This window comes from Pseudomonas sp. GL_091 (assembly GCF_057837725.1).
This window is the reverse complement of sequence record NZ_CM174451.1, coordinates 7120702-7138821: the sequence shown is the minus strand read 5'-3', so window position 1 is coordinate 7138821 and position 18120 is coordinate 7120702. Positions and strand designations below refer to the sequence as shown.

Annotated in this window: 19 protein-coding genes; all 19 read left to right on the top strand. The window is 56.7% G+C overall.

Annotated elements, in window-relative coordinates:
• The first annotated feature begins 566 nt into the window (after positions 1-566).
• The 19 genes from rpmH to glmU all read left to right on the top strand — a co-directional run bounded on the left by rpmH (position 567) and on the right by glmU (position 18025).
• The gene (gene rpmH, locus AC3ITY_RS32615) at positions 567-701 is read left to right on the top strand and encodes a 50S ribosomal protein L34 (protein ID WP_003213577.1); all 135 of its coding nucleotides are present in this window, start codon (positions 567-569) and stop codon (positions 699-701) included.
• 16 nt (positions 702-717) lie between these two features.
• Positions 718-1119, top strand: a complete 402-nt coding sequence (rnpA, locus tag AC3ITY_RS32610) for a ribonuclease P protein component (RefSeq protein ID WP_489311055.1) — start codon at positions 718-720, stop codon at positions 1117-1119.
• On the top strand, positions 1112-1357 hold the full coding sequence (yidD, locus tag AC3ITY_RS32605) for a membrane protein insertion efficiency factor YidD (protein WP_010207715.1): 246 nt from the start codon (positions 1112-1114) through the stop codon (positions 1355-1357). Before rnpA ends, yidD begins: the two co-directional genes overlap by 8 nt.
• A 2-nt stretch (positions 1358-1359) precedes the next feature.
• Entirely contained in the window at positions 1360-3039 is a 1680-nt protein-coding gene (yidC, locus tag AC3ITY_RS32600) for a membrane protein insertase YidC (protein ID WP_489306965.1), read from the top strand.
• A 79-nt stretch (positions 3040-3118) separates the two neighbouring features.
• Positions 3119-4489 (top strand): tRNA uridine-5-carboxymethylaminomethyl(34) synthesis GTPase MnmE, encoded by a 1371-nt coding sequence (mnmE, locus tag AC3ITY_RS32595; RefSeq protein WP_223455166.1) that lies wholly within the window; start codon positions 3119-3121, stop codon positions 4487-4489.
• A 550-nt stretch (positions 4490-5039) separates the two neighbouring features.
• On the top strand, positions 5040-6938 hold the full coding sequence (gene mnmG, locus AC3ITY_RS32590; RefSeq protein WP_150753777.1) for a tRNA uridine-5-carboxymethylaminomethyl(34) synthesis enzyme MnmG: 1899 nt from the start codon (positions 5040-5042) through the stop codon (positions 6936-6938).
• Positions 6935-7579: a 16S rRNA (guanine(527)-N(7))-methyltransferase RsmG gene (rsmG, locus tag AC3ITY_RS32585; RefSeq protein WP_007969895.1), complete on the top strand. Its 645-nt coding sequence runs from the start codon at positions 6935-6937 to the stop codon at positions 7577-7579. The genes mnmG and rsmG overlap by 4 nt, the downstream gene beginning before the upstream one ends.
• A gap of 18 nt (positions 7580-7597) precedes the next feature.
• Complete coding sequence (locus AC3ITY_RS32580) at positions 7598-8395, top strand: ParA family protein (protein WP_489306964.1); 798 nt, start codon at positions 7598-7600, stop codon at positions 8393-8395.
• A gap of 9 nt (positions 8396-8404) precedes the next feature.
• Positions 8405-9277, top strand: a complete 873-nt coding sequence (locus tag AC3ITY_RS32575; RefSeq protein WP_347909843.1) for a ParB/RepB/Spo0J family partition protein — start codon at positions 8405-8407, stop codon at positions 9275-9277.
• Between the two features lie 148 nt (positions 9278-9425).
• Positions 9426-9833, top strand: a complete 408-nt coding sequence (locus AC3ITY_RS32570; protein WP_008045685.1) for a F0F1 ATP synthase subunit I — start codon at positions 9426-9428, stop codon at positions 9831-9833.
• Positions 9834-9849: 16 nt separating this feature from the next.
• Positions 9850-10719: a F0F1 ATP synthase subunit A gene (gene atpB, locus AC3ITY_RS32565; RefSeq protein WP_046038787.1), complete on the top strand. Its 870-nt coding sequence runs from the start codon at positions 9850-9852 to the stop codon at positions 10717-10719.
• Positions 10720-10853: 134 nt separating this feature from the next.
• Positions 10854-11111: a F0F1 ATP synthase subunit C gene (atpE, locus tag AC3ITY_RS32560; protein ID WP_003097235.1), complete on the top strand. Its 258-nt coding sequence runs from the start codon at positions 10854-10856 to the stop codon at positions 11109-11111.
• 58 nt (positions 11112-11169) lie between these two features.
• Positions 11170-11640 carry a F0F1 ATP synthase subunit B gene (locus AC3ITY_RS32555; protein ID WP_007934339.1) on the top strand — a complete coding sequence of 157 codons (471 nt, stop codon included), beginning with the start codon at positions 11170-11172 and terminating at the stop codon, positions 11638-11640.
• A 12-nt stretch (positions 11641-11652) separates the two neighbouring features.
• A complete protein-coding gene (locus AC3ITY_RS32550) occupies positions 11653-12189 on the top strand; it encodes a F0F1 ATP synthase subunit delta (RefSeq protein WP_008045680.1) in 537 nt (178 codons plus the stop codon).
• A gap of 21 nt (positions 12190-12210) precedes the next feature.
• Positions 12211-13755 carry a F0F1 ATP synthase subunit alpha gene (atpA, locus tag AC3ITY_RS32545; protein WP_008045678.1) on the top strand — a complete coding sequence of 515 codons (1545 nt, stop codon included), beginning with the start codon at positions 12211-12213 and terminating at the stop codon, positions 13753-13755.
• 50 nt (positions 13756-13805) lie between these two features.
• Positions 13806-14666 (top strand): F0F1 ATP synthase subunit gamma, encoded by an 861-nt coding sequence (atpG, locus tag AC3ITY_RS32540; protein WP_008045673.1) that lies wholly within the window; start codon positions 13806-13808, stop codon positions 14664-14666.
• 27 nt (positions 14667-14693) lie between these two features.
• Positions 14694-16073: a F0F1 ATP synthase subunit beta gene (gene atpD, locus AC3ITY_RS32535; protein ID WP_095057928.1), complete on the top strand. Its 1380-nt coding sequence runs from the start codon at positions 14694-14696 to the stop codon at positions 16071-16073.
• 45 nt (positions 16074-16118) lie between these two features.
• On the top strand, positions 16119-16544 hold the full coding sequence (locus AC3ITY_RS32530) for a F0F1 ATP synthase subunit epsilon (protein ID WP_007969909.1): 426 nt from the start codon (positions 16119-16121) through the stop codon (positions 16542-16544).
• Between the two features lie 113 nt (positions 16545-16657).
• The gene (gene glmU / locus AC3ITY_RS32525) at positions 16658-18025 is read left to right on the top strand and encodes a bifunctional UDP-N-acetylglucosamine diphosphorylase/glucosamine-1-phosphate N-acetyltransferase GlmU (RefSeq protein ID WP_223455174.1); all 1368 of its coding nucleotides are present in this window, start codon (positions 16658-16660) and stop codon (positions 18023-18025) included.
• The last annotated feature ends 95 nt before the right edge of the window (positions 18026-18120 follow it).

The window sequence follows — 18120 nt, the reverse complement described above, 5'->3', positions numbered from 1 at the left end:
GGATATCCCCTAAGTTGAAAGCCGGTGAGGCAAAAACAAGCGGCCATTGTAGCGAGCAGACGCCGACTTATCCACACGAAGGTGGTTCATCGACCAAGAAGAATCACCTTTTCATACGCCAAAAAGGCGACCAGCGGTCTGTGCATAAGCTCTGTGGATAACCTGGGTTAAGGTCGTTGCACAAGTGGGGGCGAAACTCGGTGGATAACCGGCCTGTGGATAAGGCGTGCTTTCACACACAGGTTATCCGACAGCGCAGCACAGGCTGAACACTGTTTTCCACTGTAGTTGTCATTCTCTGTACATCAGGTAAAACAAGGGCTGAATCGAGTTATCCACAGAAGGATGCGGGCCTAGCTTTTATAAGCTTTACAGAAAAGCTTTAAATACTTTCCTTTCTTATTTTTATATTTACGTAAGGTGCAAACGCCGAAAACCCTCTGGAGATCTATTTATAAGGAAACGTTGGTTGGAAATTGACCTGAAGGCTTGCTTTCTCTAGAATCCCCGGTCTCTTAAAACGGGGGCCATTCCGGCCCGTTGTGGACGAACCAGGTAACACGACAATGAAACGTACTTTCCAACCAAGCACTATCAAACGCGCTCGTACCCACGGTTTCCGTGCTCGCATGGCTACCAAGAACGGTCGTGCCGTCCTGTCGCGTCGTCGCGCCAAAGGTCGTGCGCGTCTGGCAGTTTGATAATCCGGCACTGGAGGTGAGTCAGGACTTCAGTCGGGAAAAGCGTCTGCTTACCCCCCGGCAATTCAAGGCAGTCTTTGACTCCCCTACCGGCAAGGTTCCGGGGAAAAATCTCCTGCTCCTTGCGCGCAACAACGATCTTGATCACCCCCGTCTCGGGTTGGTTATCGGGAAAAAGAGCGTAAAGCTCTCCGTCGAGCGCAATCGCCTCAAACGTCTGATGCGCGAATCGTTTCGCCTGCACCAGGATTCTCTGGTCGGCTGGGACATTGTTATCGTCGCGCGCAAAGGTTTGGGCGACGTAGAAAACCCCGAATTGATTCAGCATTTCGGCAAACTCTGGAAACGTCTGGCTCGCAGTTCGCCAGTACCAGCAGTCAAAACCGAAACTGTAGGGGTAGACAGTCCAGATGCGTAAACTGGCACTCGTTCCGATCCAGTTTTATCGCTATGCCATTAGTCCCCTGATGGCCAGTCACTGTCGTTTCTACCCCAGTTGTTCCTGCTACGCGTTAGAAGCCATCGAAAATCATGGCCTTCTTCGCGGTGGCTGGCTGACCTTTCGTCGTTTAGGTCGCTGTCATCCGTGGAATCCCGGTGGTTATGACCCGGTTCCACCTATCCCTACCTCCCGTTCTTCTTCGATGGCCGAGTAATCATGGATATCAAACGCACGATCCTGATCGTCGCCCTGGCAATCGTGTCCTACGTTATGGTTCTTAAATGGAACCAGGACTATGGCCAGGCTGCCCTGCCGACTCAGAATGTTGCCACCAATACGACTGCATCGGGCCTGCCGGATACGGTATCTGGCTCCAACGCTTCTGCCAGTGACGACATTCCACGTGCTACAAGCGACACCAGCGCACCTGCCGAAACGCCGGTGGCTGTGAGCAAGGACCTCATCCAGATCAAAACGGATGTACTGGACCTGGCCGTCGACCCACAAGGTGGCGATGTTGCCCAGCTGACCCTGCCGCTGTATCCGCGTCGTCAGGATCACCCGGAAATTCCGTTCCAGCTGTTCGATAACGGCGGCGAACGTACTTATCTGGCGCAAAGCGGTCTGATCGGCACCAACGGTCCGGATGCAAATCCGGCCGGTCGTCCGGTTTATTCCTCGGAGAAGAAGGTTTATCAGCTGGCTGACGGTCAGGACCAATTGGTCGTGGACCTGAAGTTCAGCAAGGACGGCGTCAACTACATCAAGCGTTTCACCCTGAAACGCGGCCTGTATGACGTAACCGTTTCCTACCTGATCGACAACCAGAGCGCCCAGCCCTGGACTGGTGCGATGTTCGCCCAGTTGAAGCGTGACGCCAGCGCCGATCCTTCGTCGACCACGGCTACCGGCACCGCGACTTATCTGGGCGCCGCCCTGTGGACAAGTTCGGAGCCGTACAAGAAAGTGTCCATGAAGGACATGGACAAGGCGCCGCTGAAAGAAACCGTCACTGGCGGTTGGGTTGCCTGGTTGCAACACTACTTCGTGACCGCATGGATTCCGGCCAAGGGCGAAAACAACGTCGTCCAGACCCGTAAAGACAGCAAAGGCAACTACATCATTGGCTACACCGGCCCATCGATGAGTGTTGCACCGGGTGCCAAGGCTGAGACCAGTGCTGTTCTGTATGCAGGTCCGAAAAGCCAGGCTGTGCTCAAAGAGTTGTCCCCAGGTCTGGAATTGACGGTCGACTACGGCATTCTGTGGTTCATCGCCCAACCGATCTTCTGGTTGCTGCAACATATCCACGCCATTGTGGGTAACTGGGGCTGGTCGATCATCTTCCTGACCATGCTGATCAAAGGGATCTTCTTCCCGCTGTCGGCTGCCAGCTACAAATCCATGGCGCGCATGCGTGCAGTGGCACCGAAACTGGCTGCGCTGAAAGAGCAACATGGCGATGACCGGCAGAAAATGTCGCAATCCATGATGGAGCTGTACAAGAAAGAGAAGATCAATCCGCTGGGTGGTTGCTTGCCAATCCTCGTGCAGATGCCGGTTTTCCTCTCGCTGTACTGGGTTCTGCTGGAAAGCGTCGAGATGCGTCAGGCACCGTTCATGCTGTGGATTACTGACCTGTCGATCAAGGATCCGTTCTTCATTCTGCCGATCATCATGGGTGCAACCATGTTCATCCAGCAGCAGCTGAACCCGACTCCTCCGGATCCGATGCAGGCCAAGGTGATGAAGCTGATGCCAATCATCTTCACCTTCTTCTTCCTGTGGTTCCCGGCGGGTCTGGTGCTGTACTGGGTAGTGAACAACTGCCTGTCGATCGCCCAACAGTGGTACATCACACGTAAGATCGAAGCGGCCGCTAAAGCAGCTGCCTGATTTACACTGTGGATAACCACTCAAAACGCCCCCTAGTGGGGCGTTTTGCTATCTGTCACTTTTGTCTGGATACCGGTTTATGAGCGTTCCTCGCGAAACCATCGCAGCCGTCGCCACCGCTCAAGGTCGCGGCGGTGTAGGCATCGTGCGTATTTCCGGGCCGTTGGCCAGCGTTGCGGCCAAGGCCTTCAGCGGTCGCGAGCTCAAGCCGCGATTTGCTCACTACGGTCCGTTTTTCAGTGAAAACGACGAGGTGCTGGACCAGGGCATTGCCTTGTATTTCCCCGGGCCGAACTCGTTCACTGGCGAAGATGTGCTGGAGCTGCAAGGCCATGGCGGTCCGATCGTTCTGGATATGTTGCTAAAGCGCTGCCTGGAACTGGGTTGCCGTCTCGCCCGGCCGGGGGAATTCAGTGAGCGCGCCTTCCTCAATGACAAACTGGACCTCGCCCAGGCCGAAGCCATTGCCGACCTGATTGAAGCCAGTTCTGCCCAGGCTGCCCGAAACGCATTGCGCTCCCTGCAGGGGGCTTTCTCGTCACGTGTGCATAACCTCACCGAACAACTGATCGGCCTGCGAATCTATGTCGAAGCGGCCATCGATTTTCCGGAAGAGGAAATTGACTTCCTCGCCGATGGCCACGTCCTGAGCATGCTCGACAAAGTGCGCGACGAGTTATCCACCGTCATGCGCGAAGCCGGGCAGGGCGCCTTGCTGCGAGACGGCATGACCGTGGTCATTGCCGGTCGTCCGAATGCCGGTAAATCCAGCCTGCTCAACGCCCTGGCCGGGCGTGAAGCGGCGATCGTGACCGAAATTGCCGGCACCACCCGTGACGTCCTTCGTGAACATATCCACATCGATGGAATGCCGCTGCACGTGGTGGATACCGCCGGTCTGCGCGATACCGATGACCATGTGGAAAAAATTGGCGTCGAGCGTGCTTTGAAAGCCATCGGCGAAGCGGATCGGGTATTGCTGGTGGTCGATGCCACGGCGCCTGAAGCCCTCGATCCTTTCGCACTCTGGCCAGAGTTTCTCGAAATCCGTCCCGATCCTGCGAAAGTCACCCTGATTCGCAACAAGGCCGACCTTACGGGCGAAGCCATTGCCCTGGAGGTCAGCAAGGACGGCCATGTCACCATCAGCCTGAGCGCCAAGTCCGGTGGTGTCGGGCTGGAGCTGCTGCGTGAACACCTCAAGGCCTGCATGGGCTATGAACAAACGTCCGAAAGCAGCTTCAGCGCTCGCCGGCGACACCTTGAGGCGCTACGTCATGCCAGTGCTGCCCTCGAGCATGGCCGTGCCCAATTGACCCTGGCCGGTGCTGGCGAGTTATTGGCCGAGGATTTGCGCCAGGCTCAGCAGTCGCTGGGTGAAATCACCGGTGCTTTCAGTTCCGATGACTTGCTGGGGCGGATTTTTTCCAGCTTCTGTATCGGTAAGTAGCCCTCCTGTTATTCACAGACAGGCCATCCGTGCCTGTCTGCTCTCTCCTTTTCTGAAAAAAACCTCCAGTGCCGAGCGGACTTCGTCTGCTTGAGCGGAATTCCTGTACCCGAATTTCGAGCAAACGGCATTTTTCTGTGGATTAAGCCCTGTGAATAACCGCAGCTAAGGGCAGTTGATAACAGGGCCTGAAAACTGAAGATAACCGCCTCTGTGGATAACCACCCCTTTCATCCACAGGCTTACACCGGTTATCCAAGGGCCTCATTGGCACATGACCACAGGGTTTTGAATCTCTGTACATATTGAAAACAAAGGGCTGTATCAATCTGTCCACAGAAAGTCGTGTGCATAGAAATAAACATAAAAACAAAGATTTAATAAATTTCTTTCTTTTTAATTTCTATAACTCCGACTTTTCCACAGCTGGTTAAATTTTGTGCAAAGGGTTCTTTAGGAAGGGCGAAGTCCCTATACTTGTCGACCAGGTCCAAAAACCTGAGCTCAAACTATTCCTGAATTACCTACTTAAGCAGGCACGAGGTGCGTGGTGGATTTCCCTTCCCGTTTTGAAGTGATCGTCATCGGCGGCGGTCATGCCGGTACCGAGGCAGCACTGGCCTCAGCACGTATGGGGGTTAAAACCCTGTTGCTGACGCATAACGTGGAAACCCTCGGTGCCATGAGTTGCAACCCTGCCATCGGCGGGATCGGCAAAAGCCACCTGGTCAAGGAAATCGACGCCCTTGGCGGTGCGATGGCCATGGCTACCGATAAAGGCGGTATCCAGTTTCGCGTGTTGAACAGCCGCAAAGGCCCGGCCGTGCGAGCAACCCGCGCACAGGCAGACCGGGTTCTGTACAAGGCCGCTGTCCGCGAAATCCTGGAGAACCAGCCGAACCTGTGGATATTTCAACAGGCCGCTGACGACCTGATCGTCGAGCAGGAACAAGTCCGTGGTGTTGTCACCCAAATGGGCCTGCGTTTCCTCGCCGATTCTGTGGTGTTGACCACCGGCACGTTCCTCGGTGGACTTATCCACATTGGTTTGCAGAATTTTTCCGGCGGTCGCGCCGGTGATCCACCATCGATCGCGCTGGCTCACCGTCTGCGTGAACTGCCATTGCGTGTGGGTCGTTTGAAAACCGGTACTCCGCCGCGTATCGACGGCCGGTCTGTGGATTTCTCGGTGATGTCCGAGCAACCGGGTGATACGCCGATCCCGGTAATGTCGTTCATGGGCAACAAGGAACAGCATCCACAGCAGGTCAGCTGCTGGATTACCCACACGAATGCGCGCACCCACGAAATCATTGCCGCGAACCTCGACCGTTCGCCGATGTATTCCGCTGCCGGTGAGATCGAAGGGATCGGCCCGCGTTATTGCCCGTCGATCGAAGACAAGATCCATCGCTTTGCCGACAAGGAAAGCCATCAGGTGTTCATCGAACCGGAAGGTTTGACCACCCATGAGCTTTATCCGAACGGGATATCCACAAGCTTGCCATTCGACGTGCAATTGCAGATCGTGCAATCGATCCGCGGCATGGAAAACGCGCACATCGTGCGGCCGGGCTACGCGATCGAGTACGACTACTTCGATCCACGCGATTTGAAATACAGCCTGGAAACCAAAGTCATCGGCGGCCTGTTCTTCGCCGGGCAGATCAACGGCACCACCGGTTACGAAGAAGCCGGTGCCCAGGGTTTGCTCGCCGGGACCAACGCTGCACTGCGTGCGCAAGGCAAAGACGCCTGGTGCCCGCGTCGCGACGAGGCCTATATCGGCGTGTTGGTCGACGACCTGATTACCCTCGGTACCCAAGAGCCGTACCGGATGTTCACGTCCCGTGCCGAATATCGCTTGATCCTGCGCGAAGACAACGCCGACCTGCGCTTGACCGAAAAAGGTCGCGAGCTGGGCCTGGTGGATGACGTGCGCTGGGCAGCTTTCTGCAAAAAACGCGAAAGCATCGAACTGGAAGAGCAGCGCCTGAAAAGCACCTGGGTACGCCCGGGCACCGAACAGGGCGATGCCATTGCCGAAAAATTCGGCACGCCACTGACCCACGAATACAACCTGCTCAATCTCTTGAGTCGTCCGGAAATCGACTACGCTGGTCTGATCGCCGTGACCGGTGGGGGGGCAGAAGATCCACAGGTCGCCGAGCAGGTCGAAATCAAGACCAAGTACGCCGGCTACATCGATCGTCAACAGGATGAAATCGCCCGCTTGCGCGCCAGCGAAGACACCAAATTGCCTGTGGATATCGATTACACGAATATTTCCGGTCTCTCCAAGGAGATCCAGAGCAAGCTCGGCGCGACCCGTCCAGAAACCTTGGGCCAGGCCTCGCGTATACCGGGCGTTACGCCGGCAGCCATTTCGCTGTTGATGATTCATTTGAAAAAACGCGGCGCGGGCCGTCAGTTGGAGCAAAGCGCTTGAGTTCGTTGGTCACTTCGCAACACGCAGAAGAGTTATCCACAGGTGCTCGCCAACTCGGTGTCACGCTGACAGAAACCCAGCACGCACAACTGCTGGGTTACCTGGCCCTGTTGATCAAATGGAACAAGGCTTACAACCTCACCGCCGTGCGTGATCCGGACGAAATGGTTTCCCGTCACTTGCTCGATAGCCTGAGTGTGATGTCGTTCATCGAAAACGGTCGCTGGCTCGATGTCGGCAGTGGCGGCGGCATGCCTGGCATTCCGCTGGCGATCCTGTTTCCCGAGTCCCAGGTGACCTGCCTGGACAGCAACGGCAAGAAAACCCGCTTCCTGACCCAGGTCAAACTCGAACTCAAACTGGATAACCTGCAAGTTATCCACAGTCGCGTCGAAGCGTTCCAGCCTGCCCAGCCGTTCAACGGGATCATTTCCCGGGCGTTCAGCAGCATGGAAAACTTCAGCAACTGGACTCGCCACCTCGGCGATAGCGAAACACGCTGGCTGGCAATGAAGGGCGTTCATCCGGCCGATGAGCTGGTAGCATTGCCGGCAGACTTCCACCTCGATAGCGAACACGCCCTGGCCGTACCTGGTTGCCAAGGCCAACGCCATCTGCTGATACTGCGCCGCACGGCATGATTGGGAACACAAGCAAGAATGGCTAAGGTATTCGCGATTGCGAACCAAAAAGGTGGCGTGGGCAAAACCACCACCTGCATCAACCTCGCAGCATCCCTGGTCGCGACCAAGCGACGGGTGCTGTTGATCGACCTCGATCCACAGGGCAACGCCACCATGGGTAGCGGTGTGGATAAACATGGCCTGGAAAACTCGGTCTACGACCTGCTGATCGGAGAATGTGATCTGGCCCAGGCCATGCACTTCTCCGAACACGGTGGTTACCAGCTGTTGCCGGCCAACCGCGACCTCACCGCGGCCGAAGTGGTGCTGCTGGAAATGCAGATGAAGGAAAGCCGCCTGCGCAGTGCGCTGGCGCCAATCCGGGAAAACTACGATTACATCCTGATCGACTGCCCGCCGTCACTGTCGATGCTGACATTGAACGCACTGGTTGCCGCCGACGGGGTCATTATCCCCATGCAGTGCGAGTACTTCGCACTCGAAGGCTTGAGCGACCTTGTGGATAACATCAAGCGTATCGCTGAACTGCTGAACCCGAACCTCAAGGTCGAAGGCCTGCTGCGTACGATGTACGACCCGCGCCTGAGCCTGATGAACGATGTCTCGGCGCAGCTCAAGGAACACTTCGGCGAGCAGCTCTACGACACCGTCATTCCGCGCAACATCCGTCTGGCCGAAGCGCCAAGCTACGGCATGCCGGCGCTGGCGTACGACAAAGCGTCGCGGGGCGCCATTGCCTATCTGGCATTGGCCGGCGAAATGGTTCGTCGTCAACGCAAAAACTCACGCATCGCCGCTGCTCAGGCAACTTAAGGAATCCCCATGGCCGTCAAGAAACGAGGTCTCGGACGTGGACTGGATGCTCTGTTGAGTGGTCCGACAGTCAGCTCGCTGGAAGAACAAGCGGCGCAAGCCGATCAGCGTGAGCTGCAGCACCTTCCCCTGGATCTGCTCCAGCGCGGCAAGTACCAGCCGCGTCGTGACATGGATCCGCAGGCGCTCGAAGAGCTGGCACAGTCGATCAGGGCCCAGGGCGTCATGCAGCCCATCGTGGTTCGCCCGATCGGCAGCGGCCGCTTTGAAATCATTGCCGGCGAACGCCGCTGGCGCGCCAGCCAGCAAGCCGGGCAGGAAACCATCCCGGCGATGGTTCGCGATGTACCCGATGAAACCGCAATCGCCATCGCGCTGATCGAGAACATCCAGCGCGAAGACCTGAACCCGATTGAAGAAGCGGTGGCCTTGCAGCGTTTGCAGCAGGAGTTCCAGCTGACCCAGCAACAGGTGGCCGAAGCTGTGGGCAAGTCGCGGGTGACCGTGGCCAACCTGTTGCGCCTGATTTCCTTGCCGGAAGTCATCAAGACCATGTTGTCCCACGGCGACCTGGAAATGGGTCATGCCCGTGCTTTGCTCGGTTTGCCGGAAATTCAACAGGTTGAAGGGGCGCGACATGTTGTCGCACGCGGGCTGACCGTGCGCCAAACCGAGGCACTGGTTCGCCAGTGGTTGAGTGGTAAACCGGAGCCTGTTGAAGCGGCAAAACCGGACCCGGATATCGCCCGTCTCGAACAGCGCCTGGCCGAGCGCCTAGGCTCTGCGGTGCAGATCCGCCACGGTAAGAAGGGGAAAGGGCAATTGGTGATTGGCTACAACTCACTAGATGAGCTTCAAGGCGTACTTGCACATATCCGCTGAAACATTTCCTCATGTAGCGCGCAGTCGGAAATCACTACCTGACAGTTGAATAGGGGCAGAACCGCCCCTATACTCTGCGCGCATTTTGTCGGCACAAATTATGCCAAGTTATTGAATTTCGGCAGCCGACCATTGGAGAGTAAAAGTGATGGAAACCCGCACGCCAAACCGCCTGCCCTTCCATCGCCTGGCAGTTTTTCCGGTGTTAATGGCTCAATTTGTCGTGTTGCTGATCGCCGCTTTGGCGCTCTGGTACCGATATGGAGTCGTTGCCGGGTACTCGGGACTCTGCGGAGGCCTGATAGCCTTGCTGCCCAATGTTTATTTCGCTCACAGGGCATTTCGGTTTTCCGGCGCCCGGGCAGCCCAGTCCATCGTCCGGTCTTTTTATGCCGGCGAGGCAGGCAAACTGATTTTGACGGCAGTGCTGTTTGCACTGGTGTTTGCAGGTGTGAAGCCACTGGCGCCGATTGCAGTATTCGGTGCCTTCGTGCTGACTCAGTCGGTCAGCTGGTTCGCTCCCCTGCTGATGAGAACAAGACTTTCGAGACCTTAGGGCGTTTGAGGCAACCATGGCAGAAACAACCGCTTCGGGCTATATCCAGCACCACTTGCAGAACCTGACCTTCGGTCAGCTCCCTACCGGCGGCTGGGGCTTTGCCCACACCGCAGCAGAAGCCAAGGAAATGGGCTTCTGGGCTTTCCACGTCGATACCCTCGGCTGGTCGGTCGCATTGGGTCTGATTTTCGTTCTCCTTTTCCGCATGGCGGCAAAGAAGGCGACTACCGGTGTTCCTGGTGCTTTGCAGAACTTCGTTGAAGTATTGGTCGAATTCGTCGATGGCAGCGTGAAAGACAGCTTCCATGGCCGTAGCCCGGTGGTTGCACCACTGGCACTGACCATCTTCGTCTGGGTGTTCATGATGAACGCCGTCGACCTGGTACCGGTCGACTGGATTCCTCAGCTGGCCATCCTGATCTCCGGCGACCACCACATCCCGTTCCGTGCCGTGTCGACCACCGACCCGAACGCTACTCTGGCCATGGCCTTCTCGGTGTTCGCGCTGATCATTTTCTACAGCATCAAGATCAAGGGCCTCGGCGGCTTCATCGGTGAGCTGACCCTGCACCCGTTCGGCAGCAAGAACATCTTCCTTCAGGCGCTGCTGATCCCGGTGAACTTCCTGCTGGAATTCGTGACTCTGATCGCCAAGCCGATCTCCCTGGCTCTGCGTCTGTTCGGCAACATGTACGCCGGCGAGCTGGTCTTCATTCTGATTGCTGTGATGTTCGGCAGCGGTCTGCTCTGGCTTAGTGGCCTGGGCGTTGTTCTGCAGTGGGCGTGGGCTGTGTTCCACATCCTGATCATCACCCTGCAGGCGTTCATCTTCATGATGCTGACCATCGTCTACCTGTCGATGGCGCACGAAGAAAACCATTAAGGCCAGTTTCGACTAGTCTGATGTCCCTCCCGGTCAAACGGGAGGGGGCTCCTCACGGGGCGTCTGAAACGATTTGTTTTACCGCTTTAAATTAAAAAAACCTAAACCATACGACGTAAAAGTCGGGAGGAAAGATGGAAACTGTAGTTGGTCTAACCGCTATCGCTGTTGCACTGTTGATCGGCCTGGGCGCACTGGGTACCGCAATTGGTTTCGGCCTGCTGGGCGGCAAGTTCCTGGAAGGCGCAGCGCGTCAGCCAGAAATGGTTCCAATGCTGCAAGTTAAAATGTTCATCGTTGCCGGTCTGCTCGACGCCGTAACCATGATCGGTGTTGGTATCGCTCTGTTCTTCACCTTTGCGAACCCGTTCGTTGGTCAAATCGCTGGCTAATTACTCGGATCTTCCGGGTAATTTGGTGTGATGGACAACGTAACTGCGAGGTGTTGGCGTGAACATTAATGCGACCCTGATTGGCCAGTCCGTTGCGTTCCTGATTTTTGTACTGTTCTGCATGAAGTTCGTATGGCCTCCGGTCATTGCGGCATTGCACGAACGTCAAAAGAAGATCGCTGATGGTCTGGACGCTGCCAGCCGAGCAGCTCGCGACCTGGAGTTGGCCCAAGAGAAAGCGGGTCAGCAACTGCGCGAAGCGAAAGCTCAGGCAGCTGAAATCATCGAGCAAGCCAAGAAACGCGGTAACCAGATTGTCGAAGAGGCTGTTGAAAAAGCCCGTGTCGACGCTGACCGTGTGAAGGTTCAGGCTCAGGCCGAGATCGAACAGGAACTGAACAGTGTCAAAGACGCGCTGCGTGCCCAAGTGGGCTTGCTGGCAGTCGGCGGCGCCGAGAAGATCCTGGGTGCCACAATCGATCAAAACGCGCACGCAGAGCTGGTTAACCAACTGGCTGCTGAAATCTAAGCGAGGGCGATCATGGCAGAACTGACCACGTTGGCCCGACCTTACGCTAAGGCGGCCTTCGAGCACGCTCAGGCCCACCAGCAACTGGCCAATTGGTCAGCCATGCTCGGCCTGGCTGCAGCGGTGTCGGAAGACGACACCATGCAGCGCGTGCTCAAGGCCCCGCGACTGACGAGCGCAGAAAAGGCCGCCACGTTCATTGACGTGTGCGGCGACAAGTTTGATGCCAAGGCACAGAACTTCATCCACGTCGTTGCCGAAAACGACCGTCTCCCGCTGTTGCCGGAGATCGCCGCTCTGTTCGACCTGTACAAGGCCGAACAAGAGAAGTCGGTAGACGTTGAAGTCACCAGTGCTTTCGCATTGAACCAAGAACAGCAAGACAAACTCGCCAAGGTTCTCAGTGCACGACTCAACCGGGAAGTGCGCCTGCAAGTTGCGGAGGACGCTGCCCTTATTGGTGGTGTCGTCATCCGCGCCGGCGACCTGGTTATCGATGGCTCGATTCGCGGCAAAATCGCGAAACTTGCCGAAGCATTGAAATCTTGAGTTTGAAGGGGCAGCAGAGCAATGCAGCAACTCAATCCTTCCGAAATAAGTGAAATTATCAAGGGCCGCATCGACAAGCTCGATGTGACCTCCCAAGCCCGTAACGAAGGCACTGTCGTCAGCGTATCTGACGGCATCGTGCGGATTCACGGTCTGGCCGACGTAATGTACGGCGAGATGATCGAGTTTCCGGGCGGCGTCTTCGGTATGGCCCTCAACCTGGAGCAAGACTCCGTAGGTGCCGTTGTATTGGGCGCTTACCAGTCTCTGGCTGAAGGCATGAGCGCCAAGTGCACCGGCCGCATCCTGGAAGTTCCGGTTGGTAAGGAACTGCTGGGTCGCGTTGTCGACGCACTGGGTAACCCAGTTGACGGCAAAGGTCCGTTGGGCAACACCGAGACCGACGCGGTCGAGAAAGTTGCTCCAGGCGTGATCTGGCGTAAGTCGGTAGACCAGCCTGTACAGACTGGCTACAAGGCTGTCGATGCCATGATCCCTGTCGGCCGTGGCCAGCGTGAGCTGATCATCGGTGACCGTCAGATCGGTAAAACCGCTCTGGCGATCGACGCGATCATCAACCAGAAGAACAGCGGCATTTACTGCGTCTACGTAGCGATCGGTCAGAAACAATCGACCATCGCCAACGTGGTTCGCAAGCTGGAAGAAAACGGCGCCCTGGCCAACACGATCATCGTGGCTGCCAGTGCTTCGGAATCTCCTGCGCTGCAATTCCTGGCACCGTACTCCGGTTGCACCATGGGTGAATTCTTCCGCGACCGCGGTGAAGACGCGCTGATCGTTTATGACGATCTGTCCAAGCAAGCAGTGGCTTATCGCCAGATTTCCCTGCTGCTGCGCCGTCCACCAGGCCGTGAAGCTTACCCAGGCGACGTGTTCTATCTCCACTCCCGTCTGCTGGAGCGCGCATCCCGCGTTTCGGAAGAATACGTAGAGAAGTTCACCAACGGCGCAGTGACCGGCAAAACCGGTTCCCTGACCGCACTGCCGATCATCGAAACCCAGGCTGGCGACGTTTCCGCGTTCGTTCCGACCAACGTGATCTCCATCACCGACGGTCAGATCTTCCTGGAATCGGCCATGTTCAACTCGGGCATCCGCCCTGCAGTGAACGCCGGTGTTTCGGTATCCCGTGTGGGTGGTGCCGCTCAGACCAAGATCATCAAGAAGCTGTCCGGTGGTATCCGTACCGCTCTGGCTCAGTACCGTGAACTGGCGGCATTCGCCCAGTTCGCTTCTGACCTGGACGAAGCGACCCGTAAGCAACTTGAGCATGGTCAGCGCGTTACCGAGCTGATGAAGCAGAAGCAATACGCACCAATGTCGATCGCTGACATGGCGCTGTCGCTGTATGCCGCTGAGCGTGGGTTCCTGACTGACGTTGAAATCGCCAAGATCGGCAGCTTCGAGCAAGCGCTGATTGCTTTCTTCAACCGCGATCACGCCGATTTGATGGCGAAGATCAACGTGAAAGGTGACTTCAATGACGAAATCGACGCTGGCATGAAAGCCGGTATCGAGAAGTTCAAGGCCACCCAAACCTGGTAAGCCGCAGCGGGAGCCGCAAGGCTCCCGCTTGCTAACCTGATAGGTGTTACATGGCAGGCGCAAAAGAGATTCGCAGTAAGATTGCGAGCATCAAAAGCACGCAAAAGATTACCAGCGCCATGGAAAAAGTGGCGGTCAGCAAAATGCGCAAGGCACAAATGCGCATGGCTGCTAGCCGTCCTTATGCGGAGCGTATCCGCCAGGTAATTGGGCATCTGGCCAACGCCAACCCGGAATACCGCCACCCGTTCATGATCGACCGCGAAATCAAGCGTGTTGGTTATGTCGTAGTGAGCAGTGACCGTGGTCTGTGCGGCGGCTTGAACACCAACCTGTTCAAGGCCCTGGTCAAGGACATGGCGGTAAACCGCGAAAACGGCGTCGAGATCGATCTGTGTGTCGTTGGTAGCAAGGGTGCGGCCTTTTTCCGCAACTTCGGCGGTAACGTCGTTGCAGCTATCAGCCACCTGGGTGAAGAGCCGTCGATCAATGATCTGATCGGCAGTGTCAAGGTGATGCTGGATGCCTACCTGGACGGCCGTATTGACCGCCTGTCCGTGGTGTCCAACAAGTTCATCAACACCATGACGCAACAGCCTACCGTGGAGCAGTTGATTCCACTGGTGGCAACCCCGGATCAAGACCTCAAGCACCACTGGGACTATCTCTACGAACCGGATGCCAAGGAGCTGCTGGACGGCTTGATGGTCCGTTACGTGGAGTCACAGGTCTACCAGGCGGTGGTCGAGAACAACGCGGCTGAACAAGCTGCGCGGATGATCGCGATGAAGAACGCTACCGACAACGCCGGTGATTTGATCAGCGATTTGCAGCTGGTCTACAACAAGGCGCGTCAGGCTGCGATCACCCAAGAGATCTCGGAAATCGTCGGCGGCGCTGCCGCGGTTTAACGGTTCAAATATTCAGAGGATCCAGCTATGAGTAGCGGACGTATCGTTCAAATCATCGGCGCCGTTATCGACGTGGAATTTCCACGCGACAGCGTACCGAGCATCTACAACGCGCTGACAGTTCAAAGCGCGGCCGGGACCACTCTGGAAGTTCAGCAGCAGCTGGGCGACGGCGTGGTTCGTACCATTGCGATGGGTTCCACCGAAGGCTTGAAGCGCGGTCTGGACGTTATCGACTCCGGCGCAGCCATCTCCGTACCGGTCGGTAAAGCGACTCTGGGCCGGATCATGGACGTTCTGGGCAACCCGATTGACGAAGCTGGTCCAATCGCTACTGAAGAGCGTTGGGGCATTCACCGTCCAGCGCCTTCGTTCGCTGAACAAGCAGGCGGCAACGACCTGCTGGAAACCGGCATCAAGGTTATCGACCTGGTTTGCCCGTTCGCCAAAGGCGGTAAAGTCGGTCTGTTCGGTGGTGCCGGTGTAGGCAAGACCGTAAACATGATGGAACTGATCCGTAACATCGCCATCGAGCACAGCGGTTATTCCGTGTTCGCCGGTGTGGGTGAGCGTACTCGTGAGGGTAACGACTTCTACCACGAGATGAAGGACTCCAACGTTCTGGACAAAGTGGCACTGGTTTACGGTCAGATGAACGAGCCGCCGGGAAACCGTCTGCGCGTAGCACTGACCGGCCTGACCATGGCCGAGAAGTTCCGTGACGAAGGTAACGACGTTCTGCTGTTCGTCGACAACATCTACCGTTACACCTTGGCCGGTACTGAAGTATCCGCACTGCTGGGCCGTATGCCTTCCGCAGTAGGTTACCAGCCGACCCTGGCTGAAGAGATGGGCGTTCTGCAAGAACGTATCACTTCGACCAAGGAAGGTTCGATCACTTCGATCCAAGCGGTATACGTACCTGCGGATGACTTGACCGACCCGTCGCCAGCGACCACCTTCGCCCACTTGGACGCTACCGTCGTTCTGTCCCGTGACATCGCTTCCCTGGGTATCTACCCAGCGGTCGATCCACTCGACTCGACTTCGCGCCAGCTGGACCCGAACGTAATCGGCCAGGACCACTACGACACCGCTCGCGGCGTTCAGTACGTTCTGCAACGTTACAAAGAACTGAAGGACATCATTGCGATCCTGGGTATGGACGAGCTGTCGGAAGCCGACAAGCAGTTGGTAAACCGTGCTCGTAAGATCCAGCGCTTCTTGTCGCAGCCGTTCTTCGTGGCTGAAGTCTTCACCGGTGCATCGGGTAAATATGTTTCCCTGAAAGACACCATTGCTGGCTTCAAAGGCATCCTCAACGGTGACTACGACCACCTGCCAGAACAAGCGTTCTACATGGTTGGCGGCATCGAAGAAGCGATCGAAAAAGCCAAGAAACTGTAATCCCGGCGCCCGGCAACGGGCGCTAATTTAGGTTGAGGCAATCAGATGGCTATGACAGTCCATTGCGATATCGTCAGCGCGGAAGGAGAAATCTTTTCCGGTCTGGTCGAGATGGTGATTGCGCACGGTGCACTGGGTGATCTTGGTATCGCCCTGGGTCACGCGCCGCTGATCACTAATCTGAAGCCAGGTCCGATCCGCCTGGTCAAGCAGGGCGGGGAAGAGGAGGTGTATTACATCTCCGGTGGTTTCCTCGAGGTTCAGCCGAACATGGTCAAGGTTCTTGCCGACACCGTGCAACGTGCTGCCGACCTGGATGAAGCCTCCGCTCAGGAAGCCGTCAAGGCTGCCGAGAAGGCCTTGCATGAACGAGGCGCGGAATTCGATTACGGTTCTGCTGCCGCACGTCTGGCCGAGGCTGCAGCTCAGCTGCGCACCGTCCAGCAGATCCGCAAGAAGTTCGGCCACTAAGGCTGCGCTTGTTGTGTGATTGATTAAAAAGGGTAGCCTCGGCTACCCTTTTTTCTTTTCCGATTTTTACAACCCGGTCGCAGCCGCTGACCACCCAGGATTGGTAGCCAGTCATGTCTCTTGAAATCGTTATTCTCGCTGCAGGCCAAGGCACGCGCATGCGTTCCGCTTTGCCGAAAGTTTTGCACCCGATTGCCGGCAACTCCATGCTCGGTCATGTTATCCACAGCGCCCGGCAACTTGATCCACAGCGCATCCACGTCGTGATCGGTCACGGTGCCGATGCCGTACGCGAACGTCTGGCGGCGGATGATCTGAATTTCGTTCTGCAGGATAAACAGTTGGGTACCGGTCACGCCGTTGCTCAAGCAGTGCCGTTCATTCAGTCCGACACCGTGCTGGTGCTCTACGGTGATGTGCCGTTGATCGAGGTCGAAACCCTGCAGCGCCTGCTCAAGCAGGTGGGTCCGCAGCAGTTGGGCTTGCTGACTGTCGAACTGGATGACCCGACCGGTTACGGCCGCATTGTTCGTGATGCTGCCGGCAAGGTTGCGGCCATCGTCGAACAGAAAGATGCCAATGAAGCCGAACGCAAAATCACCGAAGGTAATACCGGCATTCTGGCGCTGCCTTTTGCCCGTCTTGGCGAATGGATGAGCCGTCTCTCCAATAACAACGCCCAGGGCGAGTACTACCTGACCGACATCATTGCCATGGCAGTGAGCGATGGTCTGGTGGTGGCCACCGAGCAACCGCACGACGCCATGGAAGTGCAGGGTGCCAACGACCGCAAGCAGCTTTCCGAACTGGAACGGCATTATCAATTGCGCGCCGGTCGTCGTTTGATGGCTCAAGGTGTGACGCTGCGCGACCCGGCTCGTTTCGACGTGCGTGGAGACGTGACCGTAGGCCGCGATGTATTGATTGATATCAACGTGATCCTCGAAGGCAAGGTGGTAATCGAAGATGACGTGGTGATCGGCCCGAACTGCGTGATCAAGGACAGCACCCTGCGCAAAGGCGTGGTCATCAAGGCCAACAGCCATATCGAAGGTGCCATTCTGGGTGAAGGCAGCGATGCCGGCCCGTTCGCGCGTCTGCGTCCAGGTACCGTGCTGGAGGCCCGGGCGCATGTGGGTAACTTCGTCGAGTTGAAAAACGCGCACTTGGGCGAAGGCGCCAAGGCCGGTCACCTGGCTTATCTGGGCGATGCCGAAGTGGGCGCGCGTACCAACATCGGTGCCGGTACCATCACCTGCAACTATGACGGCGCCAATAAGTGGAAAACCGTGTTGGGCGAAGATGTGTTCATTGGTTCCAACAACTCGTTGGTAGCACCTGTGGATATCCTGGACGGTGCGACCACGGCGGCCGGCTCGACCATTACCTCGGCTGTGGATAAATCCCAGTTGGCCATCGGGCGTGCTCGTCAGAAGAACATCGACGGCTGGAAGCGGCCGGAGAAGATCAACAAGAGCTAAGTTATCCACAACTCCCTTGTAGGAGCGAGCTTGCTCGCGATGAATTCGAGAGCGGCGCATTTTTCCAGAAGGAATGCGTAATCGTTCACGCCCAT